The organism is Streptomyces sp. MNU89 (genome assembly GCF_020982505.1).
Lineage (GTDB): Bacteria > Actinomycetota > Actinomycetes > Streptomycetales > Streptomycetaceae > Streptomyces > Streptomyces xinghaiensis.
Genome location: NZ_JAJKLL010000001.1, coordinates 896548 through 913336 on the forward strand (window position 1 = coordinate 896548; position 16789 = coordinate 913336).

Consider the following 16789-nt stretch of genomic DNA (forward strand, 5'->3'; position numbering starts at 1 on the left):
TCCTGAGACGTCAGACGCTTGCCGTTTCCGGGAAGTGGCACGCCACTTCCCGTTCCCCTGGGCCCGTGATCCTCAATGGCGGCTGGTCGGTGCGGCAGATCTCCTGAGCCTTGAAACAACGCGGATGGAAGGTGCATCCGCTCGGCGGCTCGGCGGGGCTGGGAGGGTCCCCCTGCAAGACGATGCGTTCACGGGCCCGTTCCACCACCGGGTCGGGCACCGGAACCGCCGACAGCAGGGCACGGGTATACGGGTGAGCAGGGGTGGTGTAGACCTCGTTACGGTCGCCGATCTCGACGATGCGCCCCAGGTACATCACCGCAACCCGGTCGCACACACGTTTCACCACGGACAGATCGTGCGCGATAAAGACATAAGCGAGCCCCATTTCCTGCTGCAGACGCTCCAACAGGTTGACGATCTGGGCCTGAATGGAGACGTCGAGAGCGGATACCGGCTCGTCGGCGATGATCAGCCGTGGTTGTGTCGCCAAGGCCCGCGCGATACCGATGCGCTGAGCCTGGCCGCCGGAGAACTCATGCGGGTAACGGTCGAGGTGCTCGGGGATGAGTCCGACCTGTTCCATCAGTTCGGCAGCACGCCGGCGGGCGGCGCCTGCGTCGATTCCCTGTACCAGCATGGGGTCGGCGATGATCCGGGACACCCTCTGCCGCGGGTTGAGGGAGGAGTGCGGATCCTGGAAAATCATCTGAAGGGAACGGCGCAACGGCCGCATCGCGCGCTGGCCGAGGTGGCTGATGTCCACACCGTCGAAGGCAACCGATCCGCCGGTGGGTTCCAGCAAGCGCACCAGCATGCGGCCTGTCGTGGACTTCCCGCAGCCGGACTCGCCGACCAGTCCGAGGGTCTCGCCGGCCCGCACGTCGAAACTGACCCCGTCCACGGCGCGCACCGGCGGGGTCGCCCGGCCGGTCCGGGTACGCCGTCCGGGGAATGTCTTGACCAGCTGCCGTACGGACAGGAGAGCGGCAGACCTGTCCGCTGTCTCGGTGCGGGCACAATCGACGGTGGCCCGGCTGTCAGCAGGAGTCATGGGATTCTCTCTCCAAGGACGGCGCTTGCGGGTCGCCGGGATTGTCAGGGCCGTGCCCGGGGTCGACGCGCTCGCCGGTCACGAGCGGGAGATGGCATGCGACGAGATGCCCGTCGCGCAGCGGGGCGAGATCCGGCCGGCCGCTCGTGCACAGCTCACGGATCCGGGGGGCCGCGGTGGTGGCGCGGGAGCAGCGGGGCTCGAAGGCGCATCCCACTGCCGGTTCGAGCAGGGAGGGCGGGCTTCCCGGGATGGCGCGCAGCGGCGCGTCATCGGCGTCGTCGAGGCGGGGCAGCGAGTCGAGCAGGCCGCGTGTGTAGGGGTGGGCCGGTTCGGCGAAGAGGGCATCCGCGCTCGCCTGCTCGGCCCCTCGGCCGGCGTACATGACCAGCACTTCGTGTGCCACCCGCGCGACGACCCCGAGGTCATGGGTGATCAGCATGACCCCGAGGCCGCGTTCGGCCTGGATCCGCGCGATGAGCTCGAGGATCTGCGCCTGGACGGTGACGTCCAGGGCCGTGGTGGGCTCGTCGGCGATGAGCAGTTCGGGTTCGCAGGCGAGGGCCATAGCGATCATGACACGCTGGCGCATACCGCCGGAGAACTGGTGGGGGTAGTCGGACACCCGCTGGTTGGGGCGCGGTATGCCCACCTCACCCAGCATCTCCACGGCACGGCGGTGCGCGACGCGCCGGCTTGCCTTGAAGTGCACCCGGTAGGCCTCGGCGATCTGCTCGCCGACGGTGTAGTAGGGGTGGAGGCTGGACAGCGGGTCTTGGAAGATCATCGCCATCCGACGGCCGCGCAGCTTGGCGAGCTCGCGGTCGGGGAGGGTGGTCAGTTCACGTCCGGACAGGGTGATGGAGCCACTGACCTCCGCGGTGCGGTGCAGGCCCATGACGGCAAGGGAGGTGACGGACTTCCCTGAACCGGATTCTCCGACGATGCCGAGCGTGCGGCCGGCTTCGACCGTGAAGTCGATGCCGGTGACGGCTCTGACGCGCCTGCCGGATACGGGGAAGGTGACATGGAGGTCGCGGACTCGCAGCAACGGCTCGTCCGAACGGGCCGGAGGATGAGTGCCCATGGTCAGTACCTCACCCTGGGGTCGATGAACGCATAGAGGATGTCGACGATGAGGTTCGCGGCCACGATGAAGAAAGCGGCGAGCAGCGTGACACCGAGGATGACCGGCTGGTCGGATCGCTGGAGTGCGTCGAAGAAGAGTCTGCCGACGCCGGGTATGCCGAAGATGCTCTCGGTGATGACGGCACCGGCGAGCAGGCCGCCCAGATCCATGCCGAAGATCGTGAGCACCGGCGTCAACCCGGAGCGAAGGCCGTGCTTGACGACCACAGTCGGCTCGGGCATTCCCTTGGCGCGGGCGGTGCGGATGTAGGGCTGTGCCATGGCTTCGATCATGGAGCTGCGGCTCTGCCTGGCGTACATCGCCGCGTAGAGGACCGCGAGCGCGCTCCAGGGCAGCAGCAGGTTGGTGGCCCAGGCAGCCGGGTCCGCGGTGAGCGGCACGTATTCGGGGTAGGGCAACAGGCCCGCGACGCGCACCAGTCCGTAGAGGAGCATGACCGCGGTGAAGTAGACCGGAAGTGAAGCGGTGGCCACGGCACCGATCATCAGGGTCCGGTCGGTCATCGTCCCCTTGCGGAGGGCCGCGGTGATTCCGGCGCCCAGGCCGAGCACCAGCCACATCAGCGCGGCGCCGAAGGCCAGCGACGCGGAGACGGGCAGCCGGTCGGTGAGCAGCTCCCACACGGGCAGGGAGTTTTCGTAGGAGTAGCCGAGGCAGGGGAAGCCGCAGCTCAGCGTGTGCGGCTCGGTACCCAGCTCACGTCCGGCGAAGATCCCCACCAGGTAGTCGGCGAACTGCCGCCACACGGGCTGGTCCAGTCCCATGAAGTGGCGCACTTCGGCGAGGCGTTCGGGACTGCAGGTCTTACCGCAGGCAGCAGCGGCGGGATCGGCCGGCAACAGGTAGAAGATGGTGAAGGTGATAGCGCAGATGGCCAGGAGAACCCCGGTGACACCGGCCAGTCTGCGGGCGAGGTAGGTGATCACGCACGGTCTCCGTGAGGATCGAGGATGTCCCGTAGCGTGTCACCGAGGATGGTGAACGCGAGCACGGCCAGGAAGAGGAAGGCGCTGGGGATGATGAAGTACATCGGATCGGTTTCGTAGAAGGCGACAGCCTCGGAGATCATCTGCCCCCAGGAGGCGGTCGGCGGCCGCACCCCGACGCCGAGGAAGCTGAGCGCCGCCTCAGTGCTGATCATGCCGGGGATGAGAAGCGTGGTGTAGGCGATGATGGGGCCCGAGACGTTGGGCAGGATCTCCCGGGTGAGGATTCGCCAGGAGCCCGATCCGCTCACACGGGCCGCCTCGACGTACTCGCGGTGTTTCAAGGACAGCGTCTCCCCGCGGACCACGCGGGCAATGCCCGGCCAGCCGAAGATCCCGATGACCACCGTCATGAGCAGGACACGGTTGACGTCCTGGGCCACCGACATCATCGCGATCATGAAAATGAGGGAGGGGAATGACATGGTGAGATCCATCAGGCGACTGAGCACTGTGTCCACCCGGCCCCCGAAGTAGCCGGCCGCAATGCCCGCCGCGGTACCGACCACCACCACGATGGCGGTGGCGGTGAATGCGATCAGCAGAGAGACTTGCGCCCCGTACACGACGCGGGCGAAGAGGTCCCGCCCGGTGACGGGTTCCACTCCGAGCCAGTGCTCGGCACCGATCCCGCCGAACGAGCCCTTCGGCAGTCCGCCGAGGTAGGGGTCGATGGCGTTCTTGTCGAACTCCGTCGGAGACCAGCCGCCGAGGGCGCTGATCAGTGGTGCGGCGGCGGCCATCAGAGCGAAGAGGGCGACGACCCCGAGGGCGAGCAGTGCGCCGCGGTCACGGCGTACCGCGATCCACGCGGCGCGCCAGGGAGCCCGGCCGGCGGGTTCGGGCGCCTCGGGAGTACCGGATGCGCCCGAGCTGTCGGGGGCCGGGGCTGGGGACCGCCCGGCGAGGAGCCGGGCGGTCTTCAGCGGGCTGGTCATGGCAGTGTGGCTCCTCAGCCCTGGCTCTTGTCAGGGTTCTTGAGGCCGATCACCGCGTAGTCGAACTGACCGGTCCACATGGGGTGCCCGAAAGCGCCGGCGATGTTGCTGCCGGCCAGCAGAGGCTTGCGCTCCCAGAGCAGCGGGACGGACGGTGACTTGGCCATGATCTGGGCGTCCAGCTCTATCCAGGCCTTGTTCGCCTTGGTGGGGTCGCCCATGCCGGCGATCTCATCCATCCGCTTCATGACCTCTTCGTCGCGGAACTGGGCGTAGTTGCCCTGGTTGCCCTTCTCCTTGATGGTCCGTCCGTCGAAGATGAACGGCAGGAACGTGGAGCCGGAGGGGTAATCGGGGCACCAGCCGCTGATGGCCATGTCAGGCGCGTTCTTGGTGTCACCGATGGTGTCGTAGTAGACCGACGGGTCCACGGCCTGGATCTTGACCTCGATCCCGGACCGGCTCAGACTCTCCTGCAGCGCCTCGGCCCTGGACTTGTCCCCGGTGGAGACGGTGAGGGTGGTTCTGAAGCCCTTCGGTTTGCCGGCCTGGGCGAGCAGCTTCTTCGCCTTCGCCGGGTCTCCGCCGGGCTCGACCCGGAGCACGTCGGACTTGTTGCCACCGGTCAGCGACGGCGGCAGGTAGGCGGTGGCGACCTCGTTGAGGGCCGGGCCGCCGTTGGCGGTCATCTGCCCGTCCTTGTCAACCGCGTACTGCATGGCCTCGCGCACCTTGGGATCGTCGAAGGGAGCGCGTGAGGTATTGAGGTGCAGCATGTCCGTGCACCCGGTCAGCTCCGCGGTGAGCCGCTTCTTGGTCTCCTTGTTGCTCAGCACCTTGGACACGCTCGCCGGCTGCATGTCCGCCCACTCGACCGCTGAGGCGTCCGCGCCCTGGCTGGCGATGATCCGGTCGTCGATCTGGCCGCCCTTGAAGCCCATCTTCACCACGATCTTGTCCGGGTACGCCTTGCGGACGGAGTCGGTGTCGGGATCCCAGTGCTTGTTGCGGACCAGCACCATCTGCTTGCCCCTGTCGTAGCGGGCGATCTTGTAGGGCCCGGAGGAGAACGGGCGCAGGTCGTACTGCACGCCCTTCTCCCTGGACTCCGGTACGGGGGAGAACGTCGGCAGGGTCACGGTGTAGGAGAACTCTGCGACAGGGCGCTTGAGATGGAAGACGAGAGTGTGGTCGTCCGGCACCTCGATCGACTTCAGGTGCTTGCCTTTGAGCGGTCCCTGATACCCCTCCGTGTCAGCGAGGTATTGCTGGGCATAATCCGGGCCCCCGGTCAGATCGGGAGAAAAGGACCGCTCAACGTTGTACTTGATGTCCTGGGCCTTGACAGGGCTTCCGTCTTCGTACTTCAACCCTTTCTTCAAGGTGAAGGTCCACACCTTTCCACCTTCGGAGGGTCTGCCCAGATCCGTGGCCAGGTCTGGGACGATCTCGCTGCCCTCTGCGCCCGGCGCCGCCTTGAAAGTGGTCAGGGTCCGGTAAAGCAGGCGGACGCCGAAGTCCATATTGGGCATCACCCAGTTGCGGGCCGGGTCCAGGTGAGAGAAGTCCTGGTTGGACAGGACCGTCAGCGTGCCGCCCTTCTTCGGGGTCCCGCCGATGACACCGGTGGCCCCGGGCCCCCGTCCGTCATCACTGGTTTCTCCGCCGGAGTCGTTGCCGGTGGAACAGGCTCCCAGGCCAAGAACCAGGGAGGTCGCGAGCGACGCCGCCAGGGCAACGTGCATGCGTTTGGTCATATGCCACTCCGTTGTGGATGGACCAGGTGGGTCCCGAATGTGCAGGCCGGATCCTCGATGTCTGCTCTCGAGGTCTGGCGGGTAACATAGTAATGTAAAATTACACTGGCAAGAGGGGTGGAGAGCTCGTTACGTACCCGTGTCCGGCACCGCTCTCCCCCGCCCGTGAAGAGCGGCGATGCCGACCTCCGGGGCCCTCTCGCCTGCTACGGGCCACCCTCCCAACCAAGGAGCGATCCTATGACCGTGCCTGTTGCCCGCCTGAACACAGGCAGCCACGACATGGCGGTCTCCCCCGCCCTCGAGGCCTTCATGAGCACCGCATGGGCACCCTCACCTCTGGCACCGGACATCCGCGTTCCCGGCCACAACGTCACCAGCAGACGACGCACAAGCCTGTCCGCGCGCTTTCCCGGGGAGCGGCTGCTGATACCCGCCGGTGTGCTCAAGGTCCGTTCCAACGACTGCGATTACCGCTTCCGTCCGCACAGTGCCTACGCCTGGCTGACCGGTCTCACCGGCGAAGACCAGGTGGGACACGTCTTGGTCCTCGAACCCGCCGGAGCCGAGGGCCACGAGGCCGTGCTCTACCTGCGTCCCCGCTCGCCACGCGCGGGAGATGAGTTCTACCGTGACCGCCGGTACGGCGAGTTCTGGGTCGGCCGCCGACCCGACCTCGAGGAGGCGGCAACCATGACCGGCATCACCTGCCGGCACGTGGACGACCTGACGACACTGCTGGCCGGCGCCCAGCCCCCGACCCGCATGGTGTGGGGGGTCGACGGCTCGCTCGACTCACTGTGCGGACGCAGTCTCCCGGGAAGCGCCGAGCACGACCGGGACGCCGAGCTGGCGGCCTGCCTGGCCGAGCTGCGGCTGATCAAGGACCTTTGGGAAGTCTCCCAACTGCAACTCGCCGTTGACCACACCGCCACCGGCTTCGAAGATGTGGTCCGCGCTCTCCCCCGGGCTCTGCGGCATCCCCGCGGTGAACGGTGGATCGAGGGTGTCTTCAACCTCCGTGCCCGGGCAGAGGGGAACGGTACCGGGTACGACACAATCGCTGCGGCCGGAGCACACGCCTGCGTCCTGCACTGGATCCGCAACGACGGCCCCCTGGCTCGCGACCAGTTGCTGCTGCTCGACGCCGGAGTGGAAACCGACACCCTCTATACAGCCGACATCACGCGGACCCTGCCGCTGTCCGGGCGCTTCTCGAGCGTGCAGCGTGAGGTGTACGAGTTGGTGCTCGCCGCGCAGGACGCCGGGATCGCGGCGCTGCGGCCGGGCGCCCGGTTCCGCGACTTCCACATGGCGGCCATGCGCGTGATCGCCGAAGGGCTGTATGAATGGGGCGTGCTGCGGGTCCCCGCGGAAGAAGCGCTCGCCCGCGACAACGGTCTGTACCGCCGCTACACCCTGTGCAGCAGCGGGCACATGCTCGGTCTCGATGTGCACGACTGCGCGAAAGCCCGGGCGGAGGTGTACCTCGACGGAGTCTTGGAGGAGGGGCAGGTACTCACCGTGGAGCCCGGGCTGTATCTGCAACCCGATGACGAGACATTGCCTCTGGAACTGCGCGGCATCGGTGTCCGCATCGAGGACGACCTCGTGATCACCGCTGACGGCGCGCACCTGATGTCCGGGGCACTCCCCCGCAGCGTGGAGGCCGTGGAGGAATGGATGGGCTCCTTGCTCAACGAATGACACACACCAGTGCGGCCGACTCCGGCAACAGGCATACCTCATACGCCTGACAAGCCGTGCCCGCTCGGGACGCCACAAACGGCGCCGCGTGAAAACCACTTCTCGCGGCGCCGGCTTCTCACCCGGCGTCCTGGCGGCTCCCGTACAGATGTGCCGACAGACCTCTTAGCGGTTGGGCAGCCGCAGCGCGCTGGGCTTGTCGGCCTCCTGCTTCCCCGCGGCCCACAAGGTGCGCACGTGACTGAGGTGATGACGCATGAGCTCCTGAGCACCTTCGGCGTCGCCGCTGAGCATGAGATCCAGTAGCCGAATGTGCTCTTGTGCCGAGTCGACCAGCACCCCGGCCTGATCGAGTTCCGTCAAACCGTAGAGCCTGGAACGCTTGCGCAGGTCTCCGACCACCTCCACCAAGTGGTTGTTCCCGGTCAGGGCGAGCAGGTCGAGGTGGAATCGGCGGTCTGCCTCAAGGTAGCCGATGAGGTCGTGCTCACGGGCGGCAGCCACAATCTCTTCCGCTGCCGGGCGTAGCGCTTCGAGCTGTTCGGGTTCGGCGGTGGTGGTGATCACTCCGATGGTTGGGATCTCGATGAGCCTGCGGATCTCGGTGTAGTTGTCCAGGTCCCGCTCGGTCATCTCAGTGACGCGGAATCCCTTGTTGCGGATCGCTTCCACCAGGCCCTCACGAGCCAGGTCGAGCATGGCTTCGCGGACGGGGGTGGCCGAGACACCGAACTCTGCCGCGAGGGTTGGAGCGGAGTAGACGACACCGGGGCGCAGTTCCCCTGCGATCAGAGCAGCACGCAGGGCATGGGCCACCTGATCGCGCAGGTGCTCCTGAACCGAAATGATCTTGCCCGGCTTCAGGTGAGCCATAGCAGTCCCCTTCACAGCTTGGCGAGCGGACACGGAGTGCAATGTCACGTTTCCCTGATCTTACCGTGTGTTGTCCAGAGCCGAAGAGGCCGGGCAGGCCCTGTGGAACGGCTCCGGCCCAGGCTGTGTTCGCGATCCCGGTGAGGCGCCGTGGGTACCGTCCGGCAACAGTCGGCCCGCCTGTCGGCCCTGCGCCGAACGCGACAGCGGCAGCACCGGCAGTGGCGAGCCCGGAAGCCGTCGGCAGAGCGCGGTCTCCGCCACGACCTCTTCGGCCGCAGCTGGCCAGATTTCGGAGACGGGCACTCCCGCAGGGCCGGCGGTCAACGCGAAACCGAAAGCCTATGGCTGCACACGGCCGCAGTCCTCTCCGCCCGCCAACCCGCCGCCGGAGGCGGGCGCCACCGTGTCAGGACTCTTTCAAGATCAGATATCCGCCCACCGGGCGTGACCCCGTTCGTCTACAAAGCCCCAGGGGGAAGACCATGCACCACCCTCGCACCGTCGCGGCCGCTGCTCTGGCCGCCTTCTTCGCCGGCAGTTGTGCCCCCGCCACCAAGGCCGAGGAGCCCTCGAGCCGCACAACCGCCACCGCGGCCTGCACCGACGACGTTTTTGACATGCTCATCCGCAATCTGAACGGCGACGATGACGGTGACAGCAGACCTCAGTCCTGTACCGACCTCACGGACGAACAGTGGAAGAAACTCATCAGCGAGCAGGCGGACAAGGCACTCGACGCCTCCACGGACCGGTCCGCCGCAAACGCGCCTTCCAGCGGCCGGGAACCGTCACAGCTTCCGCAGGTTGTCTTCAAGGTGTGGGGCAGCGCGGCATCCGGGGTGACCACCACCTACGGTTCCGACTCCAAGAACCTCGGCAGTACCGACCTGCCGATGACCAAAAAAGTCAAACTCGACCCGGATGCCGTGTATTACCAGGTCAGCGTCCAACTCGCCCACAGCGGAGGAGACATCCGCTGCTCCATCACCATCGACGGCCGGACAACTGCCGACCACGCGAAAGGCAGCTACGAGGTCTGCTCAACCCAGCTGAACAACCTCGGCAGCAACGGATGGAGATGAGATGCCTCAGCTCGGCCGCGCCCGCGGTGGCAGGGCGTGCCCGGCCTCAGTGGTGTCACCGTCCGATCGGCCCGCTCCACGGCTGAGCCACGCCGGTGACCTGAGCCGGGGCCGGCGGGGGAGACCGTCCTCTCGGCCCAACTGGTGAGCCTCCGAGGCGGGGGCCGCCGCATATTCGGACGGCCCCCGCCTCGGATCGGCCATCACCGCCAGGATCCACCGGGCAGCAGGGAGATCGTCTGCTGGCTGGTGTAGAAGTCCAGGGCAGCCCGACCCTGTTCGTGGGGACCGTGGCCGGACCCCTCTGTTCCCCCCAAGGGAAGGGGGAAGGCGACACCGGTCGTCGGTGCGTTCACACCGACCATGCTGGCCTCCAAGTGGTCGCTACCGTACAGAGCAGACTCCAGGTCGGTGGTGTGGAGTGAGGTGACCAGACCTTGGCGTCCCGCGTTGGCCAAGTGCACCGCCTGGTCGAGACCGTTCGCCTCCTGCAGCACGGCGATGGGGCCGAAGACTACGTCCTCGAGCAGCTCATGGCCGTCCGGTACGGCTTCGAGAAGCGTGGGGTTGACATACCACCCGTTTCTGGGGGCGGTCTGCCCGTCGGCGCCTCCTGCGAGCAGACGCGCGCCCGCAGCGAGAGCGCTCATCCGCATTTCCGCGACCCGGTGGCGGGCGGCAAGGGAGATGACCGGACCGCAGATCGTGGAAGCGGAGCCGGGGTCGGCTGCCGTCATGGCGCCAAGCCGTTCGGCCAGGGCGTCACGCAGTGGCTCACGCGCTGATCCGACGGCGATCACCTGGCTGGTCGCCGTGTATTTCTGCCCGGCGTACCCGGCGATGGCTGCCGCTATGTGCGCAGCGGCCTGGGGGATGTCCGCGTCTGGCAGAACGATCGCCGCATTCCGCCCGCCCATCTCCGCCTGCACCGGAGTACCACATGCGGTCGCCGTGCGTACCACGGCTTTGCCGACGGCGGTGGACCCGGTGAACGACACCACGTCGGCCAGCTGAACCAGGGCCTCGCCCACGTTCGGACCGCCCGGAACGACCCGCAGCAGGCCGTCAGGGAGCACATCTCCAAGGGTTTCGGCCAGGTGGAGCGCACATGCGGTGGCTTCCGGGGCCGGTTTGAGAATGACGGCGTTGCCGGCCGCGAGTGCCGGAGCTGCCTTCGAACTGGGAATGGCCAAGGGGAAGTTCCATGGCGTGATCAGCCCTGCCGTGCCGAGGGGGCGCCGCCGGGTCAGCAGCACCCCCGGGCCGGCCGCAGGCTCGTGCAGAGCGCCCGAGGGCTCATGGAGCACTTGGGAGTAGTACCGCCAGATCGACACCGTGCTGGCGAGTTCGGCACGGGCTTCGGCGAGCGGCTTCCCGACTTCCCGGATCACCAGACCAGTCATCTCGTCTGCGGCACGCTCGATCGCGTCAGCAGCCTTGCACAGCGCCTCCGAGCGGGCGGCCACCCCGGCGCCGAGCCACTCCGCCTGGGCTTGTCGGGCGCGCTGCACCGTCTGTATTACGGCTTCCTCTCCACAGCCGGGGAACTCTATGACGGTGTCGGACGGGTCGGCGGGGTTGCGTGAGGTGAAAACTGCGGGATCCGCCGGGGTCGCCTGGGGGGTCACAGCAGGAAGCCTTCCGGGAAGGGGTCTGTCGGGTCGAGGAAGAACTGGGCGGTGCCGGTGACCCACGCGCGCCCGGTGATGGTCGGTACGACGGCGGGCAGACCCGCGATTTCCGTCTCTTCGAGGAGCCGACCGGTGAAGGACGTACCGAGAAATGATGCGTTGATGAAGTCGCGGTGGAGCGGCAGTTCGCCGCGTGCGTGCATCTGGGCCATGCGCGCCGAAGTCCCGGTGCCGCAGGGTGAGCGGTCGAACCAGCCCGGGTGAATGACCATGGCATGCCGCGAGCGGACCGAGTCCGCGTTGGGTGCCAGCAGTTGCACGTGGTGGCATCCCTTGATGGCGGAGTCTTCCGGGTGAACGGGCTGGTCCACGGCGTTGATGGTCTTCATCACGGCCAGCCCGGCCCGGAGGATGTCGTCCTTGCGGGTCCGGTCGAAGGGGAGCCCGAGCTGCTCCAGCGGCAGGATCGCGTAGAAGTTGCCGCCGTAGGCGAGGTCATAGGTGATTGGGCCGTACCCGGGGACGTCGACCGTCCGGTTCAGACCGGCACTGTATGAGGGCACGTTGCGCAGGGTCACTGCCCGCGCGGCACCGTCCTTGACCCGCACCTCGGCGACGACCAGGCCTGCCGGGGTGTCGAGTCGCACTTCGGTCACCGGCTCGGTCACCGGCACCATACCCGTCTCCACCAGTACCGTGGCGACGCCTATGGTGCCGTGTCCGCACATCGGCAGGCAGCCGGACACTTCGATGAAGAGCACACCCCAGTCGGCGTCCTGCCGGGTGGGGGGTTGCAGGATCGCCCCGCTCATCGCGGCATGACCCCGCGGCTCATACATCAGCAGTGTCCGCAGGTGGTCAAGGTGCTGCAGGAAGTGGGTGCGGCGCTCGGCCATGGTGGAGCCGGGGATCGTTCCGACTCCTCCGGTGACGACGCGGGTTGGCATGCCCTCGGTGTGGGAGTCGACGACGTGGATGATGCGGTGGCTGCGCACGGAGCTACTCCTTCTGTCAGCTCAGGCCCTCGGCGAGGAGCTTCTCCGTGACGGCGCGCACGGTGGCCCGGTCCTCGGATGACAACGGGGAACGCGGAGGGCGGCACAGGCCGCCGTGCAGGCCGGCGACGTCCATCGACAGCTTGACGGCTTGGACGAACTCAGGCTTGGAATCCCAGCGCAGCAGGGGGTGCATGGCCCGGTAGAGCGGCATGGCCATGTCCAGGTTCCCGGCCGCGGCAGCGTGGTAGAGGGCCACGCATGCCTCGGGCAGGGCGTTCGGAAACCCTGCGATCCAGCCGACCGCTCCGGCGAGGGAGAGTTCGACCAGTACGTCGTCCGCGCCGATCAGCAGGTCCAGTCCCGGCGCCAGCTCAGCGATCTCGTAAGCCCGGCGGACATCTCCGGTGAACTCCTTCACCGCGACGATGCTCTCTTCACCGTGGAGAGTCGCCAGCAGCCGCGGAGAGAGATCGGTGCGGGTGTCGTAGGGGTTGTTGTAGGCGACGACGGGGAGACCTGCCCTGGCCACCTCCGCGTAGTGTGCACGCACGGCTACCTCGTCGGCCCGGTAGGCGTTGGGAGGAAGCAGCAAGACCGATCCGGCACCCGCCTCGGCGGCCTGTTCTGTCCAGCGGCGCGCCTCGGTGCTGCCGTACGCGGCGACGCCCGCCATGACGCGGGCACCGTCGCCTGCGGCTTCCACCGCGGTGGTCACGAGACGTGCGCGTTCCTCGTCGCTGAGAGTCTGGTACTCCCCCAGCGAGCCGTTCGGGACGACACCGTCGCAGCCGGAGTCGATCAGTTGCCGCACATGATCGGCGTACGCCTCGAAGTCGACCGAGAGGTCGGCACGCAGCGGGGTCGCCGTAGCGACCATGACGCCGCGCCAGGGGCGGGTGCGGCTTCGCTGAGAGGTGGTCATAACTCACTCCAGGTATGGGGCAACAGTTCCTCGGCACCGCTCCGAGAAGGCGGCTGCTGTGCCTGTGAGGTCAGGTGGGCGGCTCGGAGGTACCGGTGGCCGGATCACCGAGCGGGTCGGGATACGACAGGGCACGCCGGCTTCGGCCCATCGGGCACTTCGCTACCTCCCGCAGCCGGGCAGGTCATGGTGGGACCGCGCAGCCGGCCCCGCGCCGGCTCATTCCCGCGTGCGTGAGCAGTTCGGCCCGGCATGCGCTGCGTCCTGCGCACAATCGCGCCCAGCGACGCCAGCCAGACAACGTCCACCATTCGCTCCGCGAGGACCCTCAGTAATATGTCACATGTTTTATTGTCGGCCAAGGATCCACCCCGGTCAAAGCGGTGCCCGGGCGGGCAGCGGCGCCCCGAGGGCCGCTGCCCGCCCGGGTTCACCGGGCAGGAGTTGTCGTCTTCTCCCGCGCGCTCCGTGCGAGGCTCAGTACTCGGACTTGACCGTCACCCCTCCGAAGTCGTCAACGGCGGCGACACTGATGTAGTTGTAGCCCGCCGGAGGGTTGGCAATGGTCAGTGTCTCGCTGTTGCCGGGACCGGTGGACCTGCTGGTGTAGCTGCTGGTCGTGGCCCAGGTGCTGTTGCTGTAGTAGAGGTCGCCGTTGCCCGTGCCCCCCGAAGATGTGATCTTGAGCTGCTGGGTGCCCGCCGGGACGTAGATGTACAGGTGGGCGTAGTTGCCCGCAGTCGCCGACAGGTTGCTGCGCTTGCAGTTCCGGTCGAGTTGGCGGGTGTCGCTGCCGGTGCACTCGGGGACGGTGCTGCCCCCGCCGACGGCAATACTCTGCGTGGCAGTGTTCGGAGCACCCTTGTCGTCGGTGACCGTGAGCTTGACGGTGTAGGTGCCGGCCGACGTGTAGGTCTTCGACGGGTTGGCGGCGGTCGATGTGGTGCCGTCACCGAAGTCCCACGACCGTGAGGCGATGGTGCCGTCGGAGTCGGTTGACTTGTCGGCGAAGGAGGCCGTCATACCGCTGACGGCGACGGTGAAGGCGGCCGTCGGGGCCTGGTTCCCGGGCGGGTTCGTGCTGCCCCCGCAGTCGCCTGCCGCGCACGCCGACAGCCAGCTATACCAGTCCGTGTCGTAGCGGGAGCCGATGCTGTTGGTCAGGTACGTCCGTGCGGCGTTCCAGTTACCGGTGCGGTAGTAGCCGAGGACGGTGTCCGCCTCCGCGCGGTGGGACTGGAGCATGTACCGGACGGCGAGATAGCCCCACCGGTAGATGCGTGTCGTGTCGTGGCTGTAGGTGGTGTCGAACAGGGTGCGCAGCGCGTAGGTTCGGCGGCCCGCCTCGGTGATGGCCGCGTCGTACCGCACGTTGCGGTAGGAGTAGGACACGTACTCGGCGAAGCCCTCGATCCACCATATGGTGGGGGTCGAGACGTTGGACGTGAAGTCACCGTGCATGTTGAAGCGGCCGTCGAGGTAGTGCGTGTACTCGTGGTTGAGGTTCCAGATCTCGAATGTCGGCCTCAGCCATTCGGCTTCGTAGGCGATGAACCTCGGCTGGTTGCCCGCCGCAGAGGGATCGCCCTCCAGGTACATACCGCCGTTGTTGGTGTCGATGCCGTACATCGCCCCGGCGTAGGTCTGGTAGTCGGTGCTGGAGTCGAACACCACCACTTCGAGGGTGGTGTTGCGGTCTCCGGCGACCGGACCACTGTCCTTGGCAATGTTGTGGAAGAAGGCGTCCTGGCCGGCCAGGCTGCTGCAGGTGCTGCTGAGCTGGCCCGCCGTCATCTCCTGCGCCTTGATGCGCAGGCTCGAGCTGCAGGTGTGGTTGATGGGGAGAACTTCTGCGGCCAGGCGCTGCTGCAGGTTGCAGGTGCCGTAGGAGGAGCAGTTGGCCTTGTCGTAGTAGTCCGTCATCTCCGCGACGCCGACCCACAACGGCGCCGTCCTGCCAGTGATGGAGCTCTGGTTGAGCAGGCTCGTGGCGTGCGGGCGGACCCTGGAGTGGAGTTCCGTGTGCTGCAGGAAGCGTCCGAGTTCGCGTCCCGCGTTGGAGGTGAGGTAGCCCTGGTCGGTGCCCAGCAGACCGGTATGCGAGGACCCGAAGGTATACACCGTGTCGATCACGCTCGGGTCGGCCTTCACCGCGGTGACGAACGCGGGCACCTGGTGGCCCCGGAAGAGCACCGTGTAGACGTTGTTGACGGCGTTCAGCATCCACCACGAGGTGTTGTAGGAGCTGTTGTAGTCGTTCAACAGCCGCTTGACCACATACAGGTAGCGGGCATTCTCCTCGGCACTGTCGATCAGCGTGACAGCCTCGGCGAGGGTTTCACCGTTGGCGTCGGTGACGTCCCTGGAATGAGTGCTGGCGAAGAAGGCGTCGAGGCCCGACCGTATCGCTGTCTGGAGACTGGGCCCGTAGGTGCCCACGGTTGAGGCGTTGTACCAGTGTACGTAGTAGCCCGCCCGCAGGTACAGCACCAGCTGCGGCATCCCGGTGCTGCTGTTGCCCGGGTACGCGGATGAGCCGTCCCTGACCGCATAGGCGACACTGGCCATCTGCGACTCGCGGAAGGCGTAGTAGGCGTCGCTGCCGGTCAGATTGAACAGCGTATTGATGCAGTCCGTGGTCGATGCCTTGATCTGCTGGACGAGCGCGGCGCCGGAACGGCTGGTGAAGTCACTGGTGTTGCACGCGGGCACGGCGGACGGGGAGAGCGATCCCTGCTTCTGCTGCGCCGCCTTCATCGACGGGCTGACCCGCGGTGCCGGCGAGGCCGGATCGTCGTAGTCCCTCTTGAGCGCGTCCTTCGTCGCCGGCAGTGGCGCGCGGTCCGCCGGCTTCAGCGGCGCCTTGCGGACGTGTTCGGGCTCCTCACGGTCCTGCGCGGCCGAAGACGACTGCGGTGGCGGGTCCTTTGGTGCCTTCTTGGACGTGGCCGTCGTTGCCGCCTGGCCGGGCGCGGAGAGCAGCCCGACCCCCAAGCACAGTGTCAGCACCAGGACCAGAATCCTGGCTACGTCCTGTCGCACCTGTTTCGTTCTCACGTGCCGCCTCCAGCGGTGGGTGAGGCCACGCCGAGGGCGTGGCCTGAGTGAGAGTTGTCCTGCGCGGTTCCGGAGCGGTCGCCCCGAGAGGTTTGGCATGAACACGTGCGTGCCATGCGACAGTACAATGGCACACGTCACATGTTTCTTGAAGACCTCGTACCGAGGAAGACGTCACCAACTCACGGTGCCGCAACGGGACATGCGGCGATCTTCCATGAGGAATCACGCACACCGACCGGCATCCCTGACCGCTCGCGCAGCTGTGGTGGGCGCGGCCCTACCGCGCCTGGGCTTCACCCGACTTGGCGAGAGCAGGTCGGCAGGGGCGGGCGCTGCCGTGAAGGTCACCGGCAGGGATCCATCACGCGCTGAGCAGGCCTGACCCGGGCCGGGTGCCGCGTCCACGTGAGGCCGGCAAGCCGTCGCTGCACGAGTTGCCGTGCGCCCGGAAGCCACGGCCGCTCTGTCCGGAACCGCTCTCCCGGCCGCCCTGGACAACAAGCGGCCCGTGACTGCGAGGCCCTGGCCCGTGGAAACGTCCCCCTCACTGCCGGGACGACGGGCTGCAAGCCGGTAACCGTCTTGAGTCCCGTGGCGCGGGCAGCCTCTCCGAAGGCTCGCATCCCTG

12 protein-coding genes are annotated in these 16789 nt (G+C 67.2%); 2 read left to right on the forward strand and 10 right to left on the reverse strand.

Annotation, left to right across the window (positions count from 1 at the left end):
- Positions 1-10 precede the first annotated feature (10 nt).
- From E4N63_RS03895 to E4N63_RS03915, 5 genes are read right to left on the reverse strand one after another with little or no spacing between them, the layout of a single operon-like run.
- Entirely contained in the window at positions 11-1054 is a 1044-nt protein-coding gene (locus E4N63_RS03895; RefSeq protein ID WP_230239896.1) for an ABC transporter ATP-binding protein, read from the reverse strand.
- Positions 1041-2141 (reverse strand): ABC transporter ATP-binding protein, encoded by a 1101-nt coding sequence (locus E4N63_RS03900; RefSeq protein ID WP_230239897.1) that lies wholly within the window; start codon positions 2139-2141, stop codon positions 1041-1043. Before E4N63_RS03900 ends, E4N63_RS03895 begins: the two co-directional genes overlap by 14 nt.
- 2 nt (positions 2142-2143) lie before the next feature.
- Complete coding sequence (locus tag E4N63_RS03905; protein ID WP_125621440.1) at positions 2144-3130, reverse strand: ABC transporter permease; 987 nt, start codon at positions 3128-3130, stop codon at positions 2144-2146.
- The gene (locus E4N63_RS03910) at positions 3127-4128 is read right to left on the reverse strand and encodes an ABC transporter permease (RefSeq protein ID WP_125621443.1); all 1002 of its coding nucleotides are present in this window, start codon (positions 4126-4128) and stop codon (positions 3127-3129) included. Before E4N63_RS03910 ends, E4N63_RS03905 begins: the two co-directional genes overlap by 4 nt.
- A gap of 14 nt (positions 4129-4142) precedes the next feature.
- On the reverse strand, positions 4143-5885 hold the full coding sequence (locus E4N63_RS03915; RefSeq protein ID WP_125621446.1) for an ABC transporter substrate-binding protein: 1743 nt from the start codon (positions 5883-5885) through the stop codon (positions 4143-4145).
- Positions 5886-6125: 240 nt separating this feature from the next.
- Here E4N63_RS03915 and E4N63_RS03920 point away from each other — a divergent pair, with 240 nt between their 5' ends.
- Positions 6126-7592: an aminopeptidase P family protein gene (locus E4N63_RS03920; protein WP_125621449.1), complete on the forward strand. Its 1467-nt coding sequence runs from the start codon at positions 6126-6128 to the stop codon at positions 7590-7592.
- A gap of 165 nt (positions 7593-7757) precedes the next feature.
- On the opposite strand, the gene E4N63_RS03925 is transcribed toward E4N63_RS03920, so the two are convergent.
- The gene (locus E4N63_RS03925) at positions 7758-8465 is read right to left on the reverse strand and encodes a GntR family transcriptional regulator (protein ID WP_043462405.1); all 708 of its coding nucleotides are present in this window, start codon (positions 8463-8465) and stop codon (positions 7758-7760) included.
- Between the two features lie 485 nt (positions 8466-8950).
- On the opposite strand from E4N63_RS03925, the gene E4N63_RS03930 reads away from it, so the two are divergent.
- Positions 8951-9550: a hypothetical protein gene (locus E4N63_RS03930; protein ID WP_230239898.1), complete on the forward strand. Its 600-nt coding sequence runs from the start codon at positions 8951-8953 to the stop codon at positions 9548-9550.
- 203 nt (positions 9551-9753) lie between these two features.
- Here the strand turns inward: E4N63_RS03930 and E4N63_RS03935 are convergent, their stop codons facing one another.
- The 4 genes from E4N63_RS03935 to E4N63_RS03950 form a co-directional block, all read right to left on the reverse strand.
- A complete protein-coding gene (locus E4N63_RS03935; RefSeq protein ID WP_125621452.1) occupies positions 9754-11178 on the reverse strand; it encodes an aldehyde dehydrogenase family protein in 1425 nt (474 codons plus the stop codon).
- Complete coding sequence (locus tag E4N63_RS03940) at positions 11175-12176, reverse strand: proline racemase family protein (protein ID WP_125621455.1); 1002 nt, start codon at positions 12174-12176, stop codon at positions 11175-11177. Before E4N63_RS03940 ends, E4N63_RS03935 begins: the two co-directional genes overlap by 4 nt.
- 16 nt (positions 12177-12192) lie before the next feature.
- A complete protein-coding gene (locus E4N63_RS03945) occupies positions 12193-13101 on the reverse strand; it encodes a dihydrodipicolinate synthase family protein (RefSeq protein WP_228430321.1) in 909 nt (302 codons plus the stop codon).
- Positions 13102-13578: 477 nt separating this feature from the next.
- Positions 13579-16158 carry a collagenase gene (locus E4N63_RS03950; protein ID WP_230239899.1) on the reverse strand — a complete coding sequence of 860 codons (2580 nt, stop codon included), beginning with the start codon at positions 16156-16158 and terminating at the stop codon, positions 13579-13581.
- Positions 16159-16789 lie beyond the last annotated feature (631 nt).